The sequence below is a fragment of the Rhodococcoides navarretei genome, from assembly GCF_038069675.1.
GTDB lineage: Bacteria > Actinomycetota > Actinomycetes > Mycobacteriales > Mycobacteriaceae > Rhodococcoides > Rhodococcoides navarretei.
This window is the reverse complement of record NZ_JBBPCN010000001.1, coordinates 4731785-4748261: the sequence shown is the minus strand read 5'-3', so window position 1 is coordinate 4748261 and position 16477 is coordinate 4731785. Positions and strand designations below refer to the sequence as shown.

Sequence of the window (16477 nt, the reverse complement as noted above, 5' to 3'; positions counted from 1 at the left end):
AATGCAGACGATCAGGTCCCTGCTTGCAGCACATCATCGACCGTGTGTCCGATCCAACGTTCGTACTGGTCGGCCGGGGCCAATTTCGGAAAGAACTGTCGACGCACATCGGAGATGAGCCTCAAGTGGTCGTAGTCCGGCCTCGAGAACAGCAACTGGTCCGGGTGGTCGACCTGGTGTTGCACCTTGAGCAAGGTGTGCAGGGCGTGAAACAGGTCGGCGAATGGCTCGTCCCCGCTGGCGGCGGTCAGAGAATTGACCGCTACCAACGCCGGCGTCGGGGTCTGTTCGCCGCTGTCCGATGTGGCCCACAGCTGAATTCGAGTGTCGGTGTTGAATGCGTCCCACACTTTCGTGGTGTGCCGGTCGTCGAACGGTGCCGGGAGCGGGGTCTCGTTCTCGAACGCCTCGAGTCCGGCCCGAATCCAGTCGATATCCGCGATACCGGCCAACGTGTACGACCGACGCGCAGCCCACGCCGCGATCTTGCGAAGTTTCGGTGCGCGGGCGCGCGCCAGAGCGTCGACGAGCATTCGATCGTGAAATGCGAACTGTTTGGAAGTAGTGGCGCGGTACAGCTTCTCGGTGGGGGGTCGCCCACCCCAATTGATCGCGTCCTGTTTCACCTGGTTGGCCATGTGCTCGTAGCCGTACTTGATGTACAGGGTCGCGTCTGCGACAGGATCCGGGTCCCACCAGCTTCTGACCTTGTGGACGACGATGTCGTCGTTCCACACCGAGTCGGTCTTGTGGAGTCGTCGCAGAGCGGCAGGCTGGTTGACCTTCCAGACCTGGACGAGGTACAACTCGGTGGGCTCGGCGACGATCATGCCCGGGTTCGCATCGCGACCTCGTGCGCTGACACGAAATGTGTTGAGACCCTTGGTTATCGGTAACGCTGGAAAATCCTGTGCAATTTCACCATCGAGGGTGATGACCCGGAACGGTTTGCTCACCTTGATCGTGGCTTCTTCGATGACCTCCCACTCGACCTCAGCGCCAGGGTCGCCGGGAGCGGTGGTGAGTAGTTCGACTGTTACCGAGACCGGGCCGTATGCGGCACCTGTCATGACGGTGACGAAATTCCGTCCGACTTCCATGACGCTGCCGGTCACAGCAGGTTCGTAGGTCTCTGCGGATTGTGACCCGACGACGAACTGGTGATGGTCGGTGTCGACAATCCCGGAGTACGTCACGAAACCAGCTCGCCGGGAGTGGACATCCAGATCCTCCGAGGATTTGCGCTGCCACGATGGTCCCAGCTGCCCACGCACGATTCCATCATCAGAGCCTACGAGATCGACAAAGATCTACGGAACGTAGAACGTCGCGAACCCCGGCACCGTGGTCGCAGAAGTCGGTAGTCCGATGAGTGCCACTTGGCCCGGCCCGCTGTACACAATTGCCTCGTGCGGGGATCCGAAGAGGGCGTCCGACAATCGGGCGGTACCACTGGCCCCGGTAGTGAGATTCACCCAGCGCACCTCGGAGATGAGGTAGCAGCCGGTGTTCGCATTCGGGGTGTCGGTGACCTTGGCGATTCCGGGTTGCTCGCCGACCACCACAGCGCAATTGCTCGGGGGTGAATCGACACTGCCTCTCGGGTTTCCGTAGGGCGCTGGGTTGAACTGAAACGGAATCGTCACCTCCGCGGAGGCCACCGCAGCCGATGCGAACGCCGCGCCGACCATCACGGCACCGCACACTGCCAACCGCTGAACAAGTCTTGCCATGACAACCTCCACTGGTTTCGGAATCCGGCGATTGCCCTATCCTCTCTCCGATTCGAGGCGAGGTGGTGGCAAACGAGCTATCGAGACGCCATCGGCCCCGGGTTCGCGAGATGACCGGGTGTACGGTCCGGTGATGCAGGACGACATCGAAAGACGCGTAGCTGACGCCACTCTCGTGATCATCGGCGAAAGTCTGTCGTCGATGACGGAAATCCTCGAGGGCCTGGGCGGCGAGCTGGCCAACGCCACACCGGATCTGCCCGGCGCCAACAGTCCGTACGCCATCGTGTTCCATTGCGTCGCCGTGATCGAGCACTGGGGAGGCTCGGTGATCGCCGGCCTGAAAATCCCGCGGGACCGCGCCACGGAGTTCACTGCCACCGGCCGGGTCGATGACCTGATCGCACGGGTCGACGATGTTCGTGCGCGTCTGCCCGAGTGGGTGGATATGGCATTACGCGAGGGCATTCGCGATCGGACCGTCATGGGTTCCACGCGTCCAGAGCTGGCAACCGCCACCCCGGAATGGGTGTTGACACACTTGGTGCGTGAGCTGTCCCAGCACCTCGGCCGGCTCGAGCTCACACGCGAGGTCCTTCGTCGGGCGTGAATGGTGGCCGCACGTGCAATGCGAAACTCGACTGCCCGCGTTCTTCGAGGCCCTCTTTGAGGCGAAGGGATGGCATCTCGTAATCGCCGAAGTTCTGTTTCCTGAACGCTATTGGTTCCGTTGTCTCGAGTTCGAGTAGTCGCCGCTCCCAGTTCTTCGCGGCAACCGCGTACTCCTCGGCCGTCAATCGATCGGATCCGTGGACGACGAATGGAGGCAGAACGTCGATCCCCGGGTAGTAGAGTATCCCGTGGTGGATGGGGAACAACAGGTCGTCGATCGGTCCGTTGATGCCCCGATCGGAGTAGTGAGCTTCCGGGCCACCCACGGTGACCGACAGTAGTGCTCTCTTGCCGGCGAGGGTTCCTTCGCCGTAGCGCTCACCGTACTTGGTGTCGCTGTGTTCGCCGACGCCATAAGCGAAGTGGTAGGTGAACACTCGATCGACCCACCCCTTCAGGATCGCGGGCATCGAGTACCACCACAGCGGGAACTGGAAGATGATGGTGTCGGCCCACAGTAGCTTTTCCTGCTCGATACTGACGTCGGCGGTGAGGGTGCCCGTGTCGAAAGCCCGTCCGGAATCTGCGGCCACCCGCAGCGGCGACGATGCGGCGGGTCCGTAGTCCGACGCATCCAGGGCGGCTTTCCAATTCGAGGCATAAAGATCGGTCACCTGCACCTCGTGGCCTGCGGCTTCCAACGTGGTGACGGCTAGTTCTGCGAGTGAGTGGTTGAGCGACTTCGGTTCTGGATGGGCGTAGACGATGAGGGTCTTCACTGTGGCTCCTTGTGTTTCGGGTGCCTCCAGGTTCTCTTGTCCGGCACGGTTCGTTCAGGGGCGCGATGTCCTGTGGTGGGTGTTCCTGGTATCGGCGGTACCACTCTCGACCGACGGATTCGGGGGATACTGCAGGTGTGGACGATTTGGCGAACTTCCTGAGAATTCGGCGGTCTCGCGTCGATCCGGCGTCGGTCGGAATTCCCGTCGACCGGTATCGCCGCGTCGACGGGCTGCGCCGCGAGGAGGTCGCTCACCTGTCGGGCGTCAGTATCGACTACTACGTTCGTCTCGAACAGGGCCGCGCCACACAACCGTCCGAGCAAATTCTCGACGCTCTGGCGCGCGTGTTCGATCTGGACGACACCGAACGGGCGCATCTGGATCGGCTCGCCCGTCGACGTCGTCGACCGGCCAAGACCCCGAAAGGGCGCGTGCGACCGGAACTTCTGCGCGTCCTGGATCTGATGGAGGCTGCGCCCGCGTTCATCATGGATCACCGCATGAATGTCCTTGCCGCCAATCGGCTTGCGCGTGTGCTCTACGGCCAACCCATCCCGGGGTTGAACACTGCGCGGCACATCTTCCTCGAAGAGGCCGATCGTGGGCTGTACGAAGACTGGAACACCTGCACCTTGGATGCCGTCGGTCACCTGCGTCTCGCGGCGGGGCAGTATCCGGACGACGCGCAGCTGGCGTCGCTGATCGGTGAATTGTCCATGGGCAGTGACCGATTCCGTCGACTGTGGGCACGGGCCGATGTGTGCGCTCGTACGCACGGGCGGAAGGCGTTCCGTCATCCGTTGGTAGGTCTGTTGGAGCTTCATCAGGAGAACTTCGCGCTGCCGGGAGAACCGGGGATGGAGATGATCGTCCTGAACGCCGCGGCCGGTAGTGCCAGCGAAGACGGACTGCGACTACTTGCCGCCCTCGCGCTCGATGCGGCGTCGGACAGTGAAACTACTACTGCGAGAGACGATCACCCGAGCTGACGCCCGAGATCAGATCGATCATCCCGTACGGGGAGCGTTCTCCGAGGCACAGGTCGAGCGTTTCATGTGACTGGACGGCCACCGCTTCACTTCGGGTGAACATGGCCTGCTCGTAGACGGACAGGGCTGCATCGATGTTGCCGCGGTGATCGGAGATCGCGCGAGCGAGTTCGGCACCGTCGAACATCGAGAGATTCGCGCCGTCTCCCGATGGAGGCATCAGGTGTGCGGCATCGCCCACGAGAGTTACTCCCGGCGTGGGATCCCAGCGGTGGTCGTTGGGCAGCGTGAAGATCTTGCGGGGAACCAGCGCAGTGTCCCCGCCGGTGATCAACGCCGTCAACTCCGGTGCCCACCCATCGAATTCGGCTGCAACCGCTACTTTTGCGGAGTGTGAGTCGGTGAAGTCGATCGCATCGATCCACTCGACGCCGCGGTTGAGCTGAACATACGTATGCAGGATGTCGCCGGCCTCGCGATGCACGGAGATTCCCTTACCCGGTGTGAGGGCGAACATCGCTCCACCGCCGACTGCGCGAGCCGTCGCGGGGTGACGTGCGTCCACGTCGTGCAGGTAGGTCTCGATGAAGACGGTACCCACGTACTCGGGTACGGCGGCAGACAGCAGGGATCGGACTCGTGACCACGCGCCGTCGGCACCGACGAGCAAATCGCAGACTGTGGTGGTTCCGTTCGCAAACTCGAGTGCATGTTGTCCGTTGCCCAGTGGGCGGACGGAGGTGAGCTTGTGCGCCCACTGAACGGTGTCGGCCGGCAGTGACTCGAGCAGAATGCGTCGAAGGTCGCCGCGCAGTACCTCCGGTCGACCCCCGGTGCCGTCGTCGGGTTCGTCGAACAACGCCTCGCCGTCGGGGCGTAGGACGCGAGTCGCTTCGCCTCCCTCATGGATGATGGCGCGGAACTGCTCCGTGAGCCCGGCCGCGGCGAGGGCGACCTGTCCGTCGTTCTCATGGATGTCGAGCTGCCCGCCTTGTGTCCGAGCGTCAGCCGCGGCATCGGCCTCGTACACCGTGGCGGCGATTCCGTGAACGTTCAGTACTCGTGCCAGCACCAGGCCGCCGAGTCCTGCACCGATGATCGAGATGGTTGTACCCATGAAGGCCTCCGCCAGTAATTGGAACGGTGTTCCAACTAAGATTGGAACACTGTTCCAATTCTGTCAAGCGGGGTGTGGGCTAGTGGTCGGTTCAGCCGCGGTCGATACCGGCCAAGATGATGTCGACACCGGCCTGGAACTGCTCTCGGTCGTCATGTTCGGCGAATTGCGACGCGATTCGGGTCAGGAACGGGTAATCGCCGGTATCCGTCACCGCCGAGCGGGTGGAGTCGAGAAACGCCGCGCGGTCCGTCACCGTGGCGGCTAGTTGCCTCCCGGCATCGCGCTGACTCGCAGCCCCGAGAGCGTGGTACATGAGCACGGAAGCGGCGTCGAACTGCGCATTCTCCGGAACTCCGCGTACGTCCAGTTCCGTTCCGATGCGATCGAAGAGATGCATGACGGCCGGCTGCCACGGCGCGCCGGCGAGTTGCGTTGCCACCCATGGCCGCGTGGTGATCATGTCGAACACCCCCATCATCACGCCGCGAACGCCCTGCTCTGTCGCCTCGTTCTCGGACGACGATTCCAAGACCGACTCCATGACGGCTTTGGCCGCTGCCGCGAGCAGATCATCCCTGTTGCCGACGTGGTGATACAGCGCTCCGGCGCCTGTGGACAGGTGTGCGGCCAGGGTGCGGAACGTCAGAGCATCGGTGCCACCCTCGTCGAGCATCTCAATCGCTGCCTGCACGATGCGCACTTTGGACAGGGCATCGGAACGTCGAGCGGGTGTCGGCTTCTTCTCTGGCATGCGCAGATCCTGCCACAACTGGAACGTCGTTCCAGGCCTGGCTGCGATTGATTCCGAGGCGAGACGACCCCGGACCCGAGGGTTCAGTATCGAGTCGAATGTGCGGGATGCCGCATCCGGAGAGCGATCGTGAACCGTGAGGTGCGCACGCCGGACCGCCCCTGCGGCTGAGCAACCTCACACCCCTGCTGCACGGTGCGCGCCCATTCTATGAGTTGAACTCGGAAGCGCGGTCGGGAAAAAGGGTGTGAGGTCCCGAACCCGAACCCTTCAGAGCCTACGAACCCCGCACCACATCGAATGCCGGCTTGGCGCTGAAGTCCGAGCGCAGCAGTCCGTAGTTCTGCTCGGTGTCGGCGAGGTTGGTTCCCGAGTCACGGAGGGAGTGCACGAAGACCGGCCCGACGTACGGAAGCGACGACGCATTCGCCAGGCTCGAGCCGATGATGGCAGCCTGCAGATCCTCGGGCACAGCACCCGGGCCGGTTCCGGTGGGTGCGCCGAGTTCGGTGATCCAGATCTTCTTGCCACCGTCGCCGTTGGCCGCCATGGTGCCGTAGGCCTGATCCACCTGTACCCATTGGCCGTTGGGATCGTTCTCGACGGTGAAGGGGAACGTGTACGGATGCAGCGCAACGGCGTCCATGAATCCGGCGGCACCCGCGGCGTACATCTGCTGCAGGAAGGTCACCGGCGCTACGGTCCAGGCTCCCAAATTCACGGTTGTAGCCAACCCGGCGCTCAGGACGGTGGCTCCGGCATCGGCGTTGTGGATCGCGGGGTAGGCGGCGCGCAGCATGCCGGTGTAGCGGGCGGCGTCGACGGGCGCGAAGAAGGTGGGGATGTTGGGCTCGTTCCACACCTCGTAGTGGTCGACGCGATTGCCCAGATGGGCGGCTGCTGCGCCGGCGAATGCGCCGAAGGCATTGGGATCCAACGGAACTGCACCGGGCAGCGGCGAGGCGATGCCGCCTTGCGCCCATCCGGGCGTCCCGCCCAGCACAGCCAGTACCGAATAGCCCTGTGCCGTCGCAGCATTGATCACGCGATCGGTGTTACCCCAGTCGAACACTCCCGGCGCTGTCTCGATGGCCGCCCAATTCACCACCACCCGTACCCACGAGGCACCGACATCGCGTCCGGCACCGAGCTCATTGTTCAGCGTGGCGTCGTCGAGCGTCAGAAACGGCGCGCCACCGGTGAAGCCCAGGTCGGCCGGTGCCGCGTGTGCGACCGGTGTCGAGAGGCCGACGGCGATCGCGGCAGCTGCGGCAACGGCGAGCAGACGGGAGCGGAGGGTCATGGCGATCATCCTAAGGTGGTTGTCAGTGGTGCGCTGATCAGTGCTTCGACGGTGGAATGGGGCACGCGATCGTTCCAGCGTGCGGTGTTCAGCTCATAGATGCGCTCACCCGCTTTGACGGCGGCGGTGCGATCGAGCAGGTAGCGACGACATTCGGCGACGAACTGCTCGGTGTCGTCGAACGTGGGTAGCTCGAAGATCGAATCCAGTGATCCGACGGCCGCGGAGGTTCCGACGACGGGCAGTCCTTTGCTGGCGGCGTCGAGGATCTTGACGCGCACACCACCGCCGGTGGCGACCGGTGCGATCAGGGCTCGGCAGGTGCCGAGGAACTCCTGCAGGTCGTCGACGAAGCCGAGATCGCGAACTCCGCGAGGGTAGACGGGATCCTTGGCACCGGGGGCCTTGGCGCCGATGATGCACAGCTCGGCACCGTCGATACCTGCGGAGATCGCGGGCCAGTATTCCAGCGCGATCTTGAAGGCTTCCTGGTTCGGCGGCCAATCGCGAGTTCCCATGAATACCAGACGCTTTGCGGTCTCGGACAGGTCGAGCTGGGGTGCGGGTTCGAGGGTGAGGTCGATCCACCGAGCGTCGCGCACACCCTTGTCTCGATACATCTGGGCTTCATCGGCATCGTAGGTCCCGACGGCATCCGCCGCGCGGGCGACGCGAATCTCGTCACGCAGGATGCGGGGTGCCTCGACGCGGCCGATCCACCCGCGGGTCACCTTCCACACCTGCGACTCGGTGTTGACGGTGTTGATCGCGAAGGGCGTCCCCAGCTTGGCGGAGCGCAGGAACGACTCGGCCATGTAACTGTGTTCGGCCACATACACATCGGAGGTGGATGCATCGATCGCGTCCCGGAGAGCGTCGACGTCGTAGCGTCCGTGTACCACCGAGCGGGTCGGCCGTACGGACTTCATCAACAACCCCAGGTCGACCTTCGGCTTGGGTACGCGCACCACGTCGGGTGCCAGGCCTAGTTCTTTCGACAGGCAGATCGAACGAACCTCGAACGCTTCGCGGGCAAGCTGCATCATCAGGCGAGAGAGTGCGATGTCTCCGCCGTGCTCGGTGACGGGGTCTTTCGACAACAGGAAGGTTGCGCGTCTCATTGCGTCACCTCTTCTTTGATCGGATCGCGATACAGGGCGCGCATGAACCAGACGAGCAGTACGGCATCGGTGACCACCGACGCCACTGCGGCACCGACGGCACCGAAGGGGAACAGGCACAGGACGAGAACCATCTTCAGCGGTGCCAGCGTTGCTGCCGCCATCACTCGTGTGCGGTCGCGGTGCTGGAGGTAGAGCACGGTGGTGAACACGTGGTTCATCACTCGCATCACCACGAACAGAGACATCACGACGAGTGCACCCGCGATCTGCGGGGAGGCCGGGGTGACGAAGAGCAGGAGACCGGCGACCAGCAGCAGTGAGCCGGCAGCGCAGCCGAGAACTGCGGTGTGCTTCAGGGCCGGTCCGGCGCTGACGAGTCCGTCTGCTGCGCGGAGCTTTTCGTGGAAAGTGTTGCCGAACGCCTGACCGATGAAGGCCACCGCCCAGGCCGTCACGGCAGCGACGGAGTAGTAGCCGGCGATGGTGGAGTCGGTGAGGAAGCCGAGCAGCAGCACGTCTCCCTGGATGTAGACCGCGTTGGCGAGGTTCTCCGAGAACAGCATCGACATCTCGCGCCACGATCCGGGCAGGCGGGGCGCGGCCAGTCGGGTTTGCAGTGCGGCGAGCAGCGCGATGACGAAATACGGTGCGGCGTAGAGCAGGCTGGCCACCGTCAGCGACGGATCGGGCACGGCGAACAGGTACGCCGTCGCGAGCGCGATGGAGGTAGCTTGCCGAGTGGTATCGAGGCGCTGGGTCAGGTCGGGACGGCCGTCGCGCAGCGCTCTGCTCTTGTAGGCGTTGAAGACCAACTCGCCGCCGCCGATGACGAGGGCGAACCACGCGATGTAGTTCACCTCCACCAAGCACAGGCCACCGACGATCAGAACGACGCCGGTCAGCACGCGAGTGGTGCGCTCACCCAGGAACTCTCGTTCGCCAACGCGAATCGAGCGCACGGTGAACGGATGATCCAGCGGCGCTGCCACGATCGCGGCCAGGGCGAACGCCATCGCGTACTGGCCGTAGTCGGAGATCCCCAGCTGGGCGATCAGTGCGATGGTCCACAACAGGCCGATACCGCGGCCGCCGTACGTCCACAGGGCAGCGACCCCGGCTTTCAACAGATTGCCGTTCATCGCGCCGCCCAGACGGAGACGAAGTCGTCCACGACGAGTTCTGCGGTGTGGGAGATACGAAGCGCTTCGACCTCGCGCCGAAGTTTGCCCAGCGCAATCGGATCGGTGATGAGGTCTGCGGTGGCCTCGGCGAGTTCCTCGACATCGCCGTCGACCACCAGTGCACCGCTGTCGGACTCGGCGAGAGCGCCGACCTTCAGGCAGGCCACCGGGGTCTGATAGGCGATTGCTCGCGTCACGACAGAGGACGCGGGGAACGCATCTCCGTACACACTCCGTTTGCCGTAGGGCAGGACGAGTGCCCGGATGGAGGCGAAGAAGGCATCCTCGTCCGGTCCGTTCACCTCACCGAGAATCTCCACGCCGTCGACGGGATCGAGTAGTTCGGTTCCCCGGCCGGCGATGCGGATCGCGATGTCGCGGGGAAGACTGTGTCGAAGCTGCTGAATCTGGTCGAAACCTTTGCCGCGATAGACCAATCCGAAGAGTCCGACGGCCAGCGGTCGCTCCTCGGCGGGCGCGATGTCGGGGCGTGCGGGAACGAAGAGGGCACTTGCCTTGGCGGTGGCGCGGGGATATTCGCGGGCGAGTGAATCGGCACCGGAGCGGGTCAGTGCGAAGAACGTTCGGCTACCGGCCACCCGGCGTTCGAGTGCCCGCCATCCCGATCGAAGTGGGTAGTGCAGGCTGTGATTGAGTACCTTCTTGCCCGCGAGGAACTTGGTGCGCGCAGGCCACCAGACCAGGCCGGGAGGGTCGTGCACCGTAGCGGTCACCACTGGGTCGCCGGTGAGTCCGGCGGTCGCCCAGAACGGCATCACCGAACCGCCGCTGAGTTCGCAGTGCACGATGACGCGACCGGGATCGGCGTCGACCAGTTCTTGAATTGCCCTGCGGTGGCGCAGAATATCGCGCACCGAATGCGATCCGGGTCCCTCGTGGCGATACTCGATCACCTCGCCGAAATGCGGCCGCACGGCGTCGGCGAAGTCGTCGGCATAGTCGCCCACGCCGCCCACCCCGGATCGGGGGGCGACGTAGACGAGTCGGCAGTCACGCAGGATCACCTTCCGGTGGCTCCCTTCCGTCGTGCACGGCTGGCTTCATGCTCGTTCCGCAGGCTCCACTCGAGCCTCGTAGTGGACTACGAAGTTCCGTGCACATGGGGGTCAGTAGAACAACGGCCGATACTTGGGGCGGTAGGCGAGTGCCTCGGGATCGCGCATCGCGCGCACCTTCGCGGGCACACCGGCAACCACTTCGAGGTCGCCGACATCTGCGCGCACCATCGAGCAACCACCGACGACGGCACCGCGGCCGAGAGTCACTCCGCTGAGAATGGTGCTGCGACTGGCGATCCACACGTAGTCGCCGATGACACAGGGTTCGAGGATCGGTGTGAATTCCGGGGAGTTGTGATCGTGGTACCCACCGATGATGTGGGTGTCGCTGGCGATGACGACGTTGTTCCCGATGGTGATGCCGCCGCGGGCGTCGAGCATGCACCGAAACCCGATGGCGCAGGCATCCCCGATGGTGAGGCCCTCGGGATCGAGGATGGTGGTGCCGCGGAAGATCGAGGTGTCCTTGCCGATCGTCGCTCCGAAGGCACGCAGGAAGTTCTGCCGAATCCAGTGTGACGGAACGTAGGTGACGATCATGTTGAAGCCGAGGGTGCCGATGCGATTGCGCAGCTTCCGCTTGAACGTGATGTCCTGCATCTTGTAGTTCGACACGTCGTAGATCTCGGGCTCGGAGCTGCTCACAGGCCGTTCCACCGCTGTCATGCTGCCATCTCCTCGGTCATGTCGAATTGGACCATCGACTTGACGATCTCGTCGAAGTCCTTGGTCGGTGCCCAGCCCAACAGGTCACGGGCTTTGGCGGCGTCGCCCACCATCCTTGCCGAATCGATCGGTCGCAGCATCTCGGAATCGCTCCGCACGTAGGCCCGCCAGTCGTCTATGCCGACGGCCTCGAAGGCGGTGGACACGAAGTCCGCAACGCTGTGGGCCTGCCCGGTGGCGATCACGAAGTCGTCACCCTTGCCGTACTCGGCCATTGCCGCCATCGCGTCGACGTAGTCCGGAGCCCAGCCCCAATCACGCACCGCAGTGAGGTTCCCGAGTTCGAGGGTGTCGAGGGTGCCACGGGCGATCGCGGCGGCAGCCTTGGTGATCTTTCGGGTCACGAAGGTGTCGGGTCTCCTCGGCGATTCGTGGTTGAACAGAATCGCGTTGGTGGCTTCGAGCCCACGTGATCGATAGATCTGAACCATATTGTGAGCCAGAGCTTTCGAGACTCCGTAAGGCGACGTCGGGGCGATGCGGGTCTCCTCGTTCTGCAGTGACACCCCGGAACCGGCGAAGATCTCGGCACTGGATGCGTTGATCAGCACGACCCGCTTTCCCGACGCCTCCTGCTGGGTGAAGCAGGCGTCGAGCAGTGCAGTTGCCGAAATTCCGTTGACCTGGGTGGTGAGGACCGGGTCGTTCCACGACCGCCACACCGAGGAGATGCCGGCGAGGTGAAAGACGTAGTCCGGCTCGACCTCCCGGACCAGACCCTGTGCCGTACCGGCATCGCTCAGATCCACCTCGTGTCGTACGACATGAGCGTCGATCGAGTCGCCCTCGACGCCGGGTTTGGATACACCGTGAATCGTCCATCCACGATCGCGCAGAAGTTCGGCGAGGTAGCTGCCGTCCTGGCCGGCCACTCCGGTGATCAGAGCGGTCGGGTGGAGCCTGGTGTTCACGCGATCTTGACGGTGTCGGGGGCCTGTTCGGCGAGGTCGTTGCGCACCATCATGGCCACCAGTTCGGGGAAGGCAACCTTGGGCTTCCATCCAAGAGCTGCATGCGCTTTCGACGAATCGCCGACGAGTAGATCGACCTCGGCGGGCCGGAAGAAGCGCGGATCGATCTTCACGTAGGGCTCCCAGTCGTGGATGTCGACGGCGGCGAACGCGTGGTCGAGGAGTTCGCGAATCGAGTGGGTCTCGCCGGTGGAGATCACGTAGTCGTCGGCCTCGTCCTGCTGCAGCATCAGGTACATGGCTTCGACATAGTCGCCGGCGAAACCCCAGTCGCGTTTGGCGTCGAGATTGCCCAGCGAAATCTCGCTCTGCAACCCGAGGGCGATACGGGCGACGGCCTGGGACACTTTCCGAGTCACGAATTCCGGCCCACGACGGGGTGATTCGTGGTTGAAGAGAATGCCGGAGCTGGCGTGCATGCCGTAGGACTCGCGGTAGTTGATGGTCATGTAGTGCCCGTAGACCTTGGCGACGCCGTACGGCGATCGCGGCCAGAGCAGAGTTTCCTCGCGCTGCGGCACCTGCTGCACCTTGCCGAACATCTCCGAGCTGGACGCCTGGTAGAAGCGAACCTGCTTGCCCGCGACCTGCTCGTACAGCCGGGTCGACTCGAGCATGTTCAGCACGCCGCCGCCCGTGACGTCGGTGGTGAGGCGGGCGTTCTCCCAGGAGTACGCGACGAACGAGACGGCTCCGAGGTTGTAGACCTCGTCGGGGTCGGCCACCGCGAACGCGCGCATCAGCGCGGACAGGTCCAGGAGGTCGCCGTGAAGAATCTCGACCTGGGGCAGTACTCGCTCCAGCATCGGTGCCTTCGGGTTGCTCTGTCCGCGAAGCAGACCGAACACTTTGTAGCCCTTGCTCAGCAGCAGCTCTGCGAGATAGAGACCGTCCTGCCCGGTGATGCCGGTGATCAACGCGCGCTTGCTCATCACGACGCCGTCCTCTCGATTTGTTCTGCACGAATGTCGGATACTGCGGAGACGAGTTCGGCGGCGAAGCGTTCTTCGCTGAACTGCTCCATGTGTGCCTGAATCTTCAGTGGTTCCCAGGCTGTTCGCTCGAGATGCGCGACCGCGTCGCGGATCGAATCCGGTTGGGGCTGATCGAAGTACACCCCGGAGACGCCCTCCTCGACGGTATCGAGAAAACCTCCCCAGCGGAGCACTGCGCTCGGCTTGCCGTGGTAACCCGCTTCGATGGGGGTCAATCCGTAATCTTCATAGCTTGCGGCGATCAAACCGTTACAACCCCGATAGAGCCAGGTCATCTGTCCCGACGTCAGATCGCTGAGCATGAGCACGTTGTCGGACTTGAGCTTTCGTAGGCGATCGGCCTCGGGACCTCGACCGACGACGATCAGTTTGCGGTCGGTGTCGGCGAACGCGGCCATCACCTTGTCAACGTTCTTGTACGGCAGCAGCCGTGAGATACACAGGTAGTAGCCGCCGCCGTCGAGCCAGGCGGTGGCCTCGGGGATGGCTTCCGCGGGGGCGGCTTCGACCGTGAACGGTGCGGGCACCACCGTCGAGGGAATGCCGTACGCATCGGTGATGCGCTGGCGGACCACGGTGGAGATGGCGAGGTAGCGGTCGGCCGAGAGTGCAGCGCGTCGGTCCCAACGGCGTAGCGGCGACGAGAGAGCATTCAGCGCAACACGTTTGACCGGGCTTCGAGATTCACCCAGGTACATCTGCGATTCGTACAGCCAGCGCGCCGGCGAGTAGCAGTAGACCAGCTTGCGCCCGGTGGTGTGGAAGCCGTGGGCCCAGCCGCTGGTGCTCGTCAGGACCACGTCGGCGTCGATCTTGACGGACGAGGATGCGAACGGCAGCAGGGGAAGTGCGGCTCGGTGATTCTTGCGAAGGAAGCCGACGCGGTTCAGCGAGGATGGTCGCACGTCGAGTCGAGAGAATTCGGGAAACGTCGTCGACGGCTCGAACAGCGTCGTGTAGATCGGTGCGTCGGGGAAGGCGCGGGCCATGGCGAGCACGACCTTCTCGGCACCACCGCGCTGGGTGAGGTAGTCGTGTGCGATGGCCACGCGCAGGCCGTCGATCATATCTCCGCCCGAAGGCAGGTGTGTGAACCCGATTGAGACACAACGCTGTCCGTCTTCATGAGCTACCCATCGTGTCGGTCCGTACTCGAGTGGAGCCAAGGGGGGATCTCGAAACGCCTGTTGACGCTTCCGGTTCTGCGACGGTGCAGAACAAGAGCGTCGAAATTAGGGTGTCCCCCGACGAGACGTGCGAACACTGGACGTAATCCTGCCACGAAGAGTCATTCGTTCGCGCTATATGAATATCCGCTTCGGGAAGAAATAGATAGCACTAAGTGAGGTGGTTCACAAAGCAAAATACTTGATCGTTGAATTGAAACCGCACCTTTGCGCAGAGTTAACGCGGCCGCAATGATTGCGCCGAGAAATGGGCATGGTGGACCCGATAAAAAGGGGCGTGCGGTTTGTGAATTATCGATCGATTGATCGAATGAATTCAGCGGGTGACGGTCGCTCCCACATACGGTGTCCAGGTGATCGCGCCGTACTGGAACGTCACCCGTACGCCGCCGCCGTACTGCGGCATCTCGTCGCTCGTTGCGGGCCCGAGAGTGGGATCCCAGGCGCTGTAGATGCCGCCACCGATGTTGCGGGTACCGCCGATGGCGGTGGAGAACACACGAAGGCCGAAGGGGCTGTCGAAGTCCTGGTAGGTGCCGTTGAACGGCGTCGTGGGCAGAAAGCCGGTGGCCCGGATCGATTCGGCCACAGCGCGCGGAACGGCGACGAAGCCGTTCGGCATCTCGTAGAGAACCGCGTCCTGGCGGTACTGCGCCCACCTATCGCGTACGGGAAACACCGGTCCCAGTACCGCTCCGGAGGTGTTCGGAGCAGCAGCGAATCGGTTGTACTCGGGAGTGCGCGGAATGCCCTGCTGCAGTAGGCCCATTACGCCCCATAGAGCCGGTTTGGCACCCCAGTTGCTCTCGAGCAGGCCGAACGTATCTTCCGGGTCATTGCTGCCGGTCGCCTTGTCTCGCATCGTGTACAGGAAGATCGGCCCGGTGTACGGCAGCTCGCGCCACTTCTGGATGAAGTCGGTGATCATCGCGTTCTGCTGATCTCCCGACACCGCGGACGTGGGGACGCCGTACTCGGTGGCCCAGATCTTCTTGCTGCCGTCTCCGTTGGCGACCATGGCCGCGCGCATGTCCATGACCTGACGGGCCGGTGAATGATCGACGTACGGGCCCTCGGAGAACTTCAATGAGTATTGGTACGGATGGTAGGAGAGGGCGTCGAAAGAGCCGGCGGCACCTGCCGCGTACATCTGATTGGTGAAGTCGACGGGATTGACGATGCCCCAAGCCTGTTCTGCTGCACCGAGGACACCGCCGACGACGGTAGCGGCCGAGTCGGCTGCCTTGATCTTGGGGTACGCGGCCTTCAGGAGGGCGGTGTAGCCGGCCGCGTCGGGTTGCGGCCCGTAGAACATCGACCCGTTGGGCTCGTTCCAGATCTCGTAGTCGGCAACTTTCCCCTTGTAGCGGGCGGCGACCTTGCCGGCGAAGTCGCCGAATGCCGCAGGTGACGCGGGGCGGGTGTTGATGGGTTGATTGGCCGGAGCGGTCGCCCACGGCGGGGTGTACGCGATGATGCCCAGCATCGAGACGTTCGCTGCTCGAAGCTTGTTCACGACGCGATCGACGGCCGTCCAGTCCAGCTGGTTCCGGGTGTATTCGACGGTCGACCACGGTATGGCGATGCGCATCGATTTGACGCCCATGCCGGTCAGGAATTGCACGGTGGTGTCCAACTCGGCGTCCGAGGCCCAGAGCAATCCGCCGCCGTCGGAAATGCCGACGCCGGGTGGGTTGGGGGCCGCGTCGGCGCGTGATGCGCCGACGAGGTGATCAGGTGAAATGAGGACGGACGAGACTCCGAAGGTGAGCCCGGCAGCGACGATCAAAACGGTTGCCGCTGACATTATTGCGCGAAAGCCACCGCGAAAGGGAACCATCTTCAATTCTTTCCACCAGGGGGTCCGTACCAACATTCGACGGGCCGGTGCGGTGAATCATTGCACCTCAGGCGCGTTATTGTA

At 63.5% G+C, this 16477-nt stretch carries 16 protein-coding genes; 2 read left to right on the top strand and 14 right to left on the bottom strand.

Annotation, left to right across the window (positions count from 1 at the left end):
- Positions 1-11: 11 nt before the first annotated feature.
- Entirely contained in the window at positions 12-1274 is a 1263-nt protein-coding gene (locus tag AABD04_RS22460) for a transposase (RefSeq protein WP_341442547.1), read from the bottom strand.
- A gap of 36 nt (positions 1275-1310) precedes the next feature.
- Positions 1311-1733, bottom strand: coding sequence for a hypothetical protein (locus AABD04_RS22455; protein ID WP_341442546.1), 423 nt, complete (start codon positions 1731-1733; stop codon positions 1311-1313).
- Positions 1734-1866: 133 nt separating this feature from the next.
- Between AABD04_RS22455 and AABD04_RS22450 the strand changes: the two genes are divergently transcribed.
- Positions 1867-2343, top strand: a complete 477-nt coding sequence (locus tag AABD04_RS22450; RefSeq protein ID WP_341442545.1) for a mycothiol transferase — start codon at positions 1867-1869, stop codon at positions 2341-2343.
- Here AABD04_RS22450 and AABD04_RS22445 read toward each other — a convergent pair.
- Positions 2315-3124 carry an NAD(P)H-dependent oxidoreductase gene (locus tag AABD04_RS22445; RefSeq protein WP_341442544.1) on the bottom strand — a complete coding sequence of 270 codons (810 nt, stop codon included), beginning with the start codon at positions 3122-3124 and terminating at the stop codon, positions 2315-2317. The genes AABD04_RS22450 and AABD04_RS22445 overlap by 29 nt on opposite strands.
- A gap of 137 nt (positions 3125-3261) precedes the next feature.
- Here AABD04_RS22445 and AABD04_RS22440 point away from each other — a divergent pair, with 137 nt between their 5' ends.
- Positions 3262-4116, top strand: coding sequence for a helix-turn-helix transcriptional regulator (locus AABD04_RS22440; protein WP_341442543.1), 855 nt, complete (start codon positions 3262-3264; stop codon positions 4114-4116).
- Here AABD04_RS22440 and AABD04_RS22435 read toward each other — a convergent pair.
- The 11 genes from AABD04_RS22435 to AABD04_RS22385 all read right to left on the bottom strand — a co-directional run bounded on the left by AABD04_RS22435 (position 4088) and on the right by AABD04_RS22385 (position 16360).
- Complete coding sequence (locus AABD04_RS22435) at positions 4088-5233, bottom strand: FAD-dependent oxidoreductase (protein ID WP_341442542.1); 1146 nt, start codon at positions 5231-5233, stop codon at positions 4088-4090. The genes AABD04_RS22440 and AABD04_RS22435 overlap by 29 nt on opposite strands.
- Positions 5234-5324: 91 nt before the next feature.
- Complete coding sequence (locus AABD04_RS22430) at positions 5325-5987, bottom strand: TetR/AcrR family transcriptional regulator (RefSeq protein ID WP_341442541.1); 663 nt, start codon at positions 5985-5987, stop codon at positions 5325-5327.
- Positions 5988-6264: 277 nt separating this feature from the next.
- Positions 6265-7290 carry a hypothetical protein gene (locus AABD04_RS22425; protein ID WP_341442540.1) on the bottom strand — a complete coding sequence of 342 codons (1026 nt, stop codon included), beginning with the start codon at positions 7288-7290 and terminating at the stop codon, positions 6265-6267.
- Positions 7291-7295: 5 nt separating this feature from the next.
- Positions 7296-8411 carry a glycosyltransferase gene (locus tag AABD04_RS22420; protein WP_341442539.1) on the bottom strand — a complete coding sequence of 372 codons (1116 nt, stop codon included), beginning with the start codon at positions 8409-8411 and terminating at the stop codon, positions 7296-7298.
- Positions 8408-9553, bottom strand: a complete 1146-nt coding sequence (locus AABD04_RS22415) for a polysaccharide biosynthesis protein (RefSeq protein ID WP_341442538.1) — start codon at positions 9551-9553, stop codon at positions 8408-8410. Before AABD04_RS22415 ends, AABD04_RS22420 begins: the two co-directional genes overlap by 4 nt.
- Complete coding sequence (locus tag AABD04_RS22410) at positions 9550-10620, bottom strand: glycosyltransferase (protein WP_341442537.1); 1071 nt, start codon at positions 10618-10620, stop codon at positions 9550-9552. The genes AABD04_RS22415 and AABD04_RS22410 overlap by 4 nt, the downstream gene beginning before the upstream one ends.
- Positions 10621-10722: 102 nt before the next feature.
- Positions 10723-11340: an acyltransferase gene (locus AABD04_RS22405; protein ID WP_341442536.1), complete on the bottom strand. Its 618-nt coding sequence runs from the start codon at positions 11338-11340 to the stop codon at positions 10723-10725.
- Positions 11337-12311 (bottom strand): GDP-mannose 4,6-dehydratase, encoded by a 975-nt coding sequence (locus AABD04_RS22400; RefSeq protein WP_341442535.1) that lies wholly within the window; start codon positions 12309-12311, stop codon positions 11337-11339. Before AABD04_RS22400 ends, AABD04_RS22405 begins: the two co-directional genes overlap by 4 nt.
- Positions 12308-13303, bottom strand: coding sequence for a GDP-mannose 4,6-dehydratase (locus AABD04_RS22395; protein ID WP_341443114.1), 996 nt, complete (start codon positions 13301-13303; stop codon positions 12308-12310). Before AABD04_RS22395 ends, AABD04_RS22400 begins: the two co-directional genes overlap by 4 nt.
- Positions 13303-14433, bottom strand: a complete 1131-nt coding sequence (locus AABD04_RS22390; protein ID WP_341442534.1) for a glycosyltransferase — start codon at positions 14431-14433, stop codon at positions 13303-13305. Before AABD04_RS22390 ends, AABD04_RS22395 begins: the two co-directional genes overlap by 1 nt.
- Positions 14434-14869: 436 nt before the next feature.
- Positions 14870-16360: a cellulase family glycosylhydrolase gene (locus tag AABD04_RS22385; protein ID WP_341442533.1), complete on the bottom strand. Its 1491-nt coding sequence runs from the start codon at positions 16358-16360 to the stop codon at positions 14870-14872.
- Positions 16361-16477 lie beyond the last annotated feature (117 nt).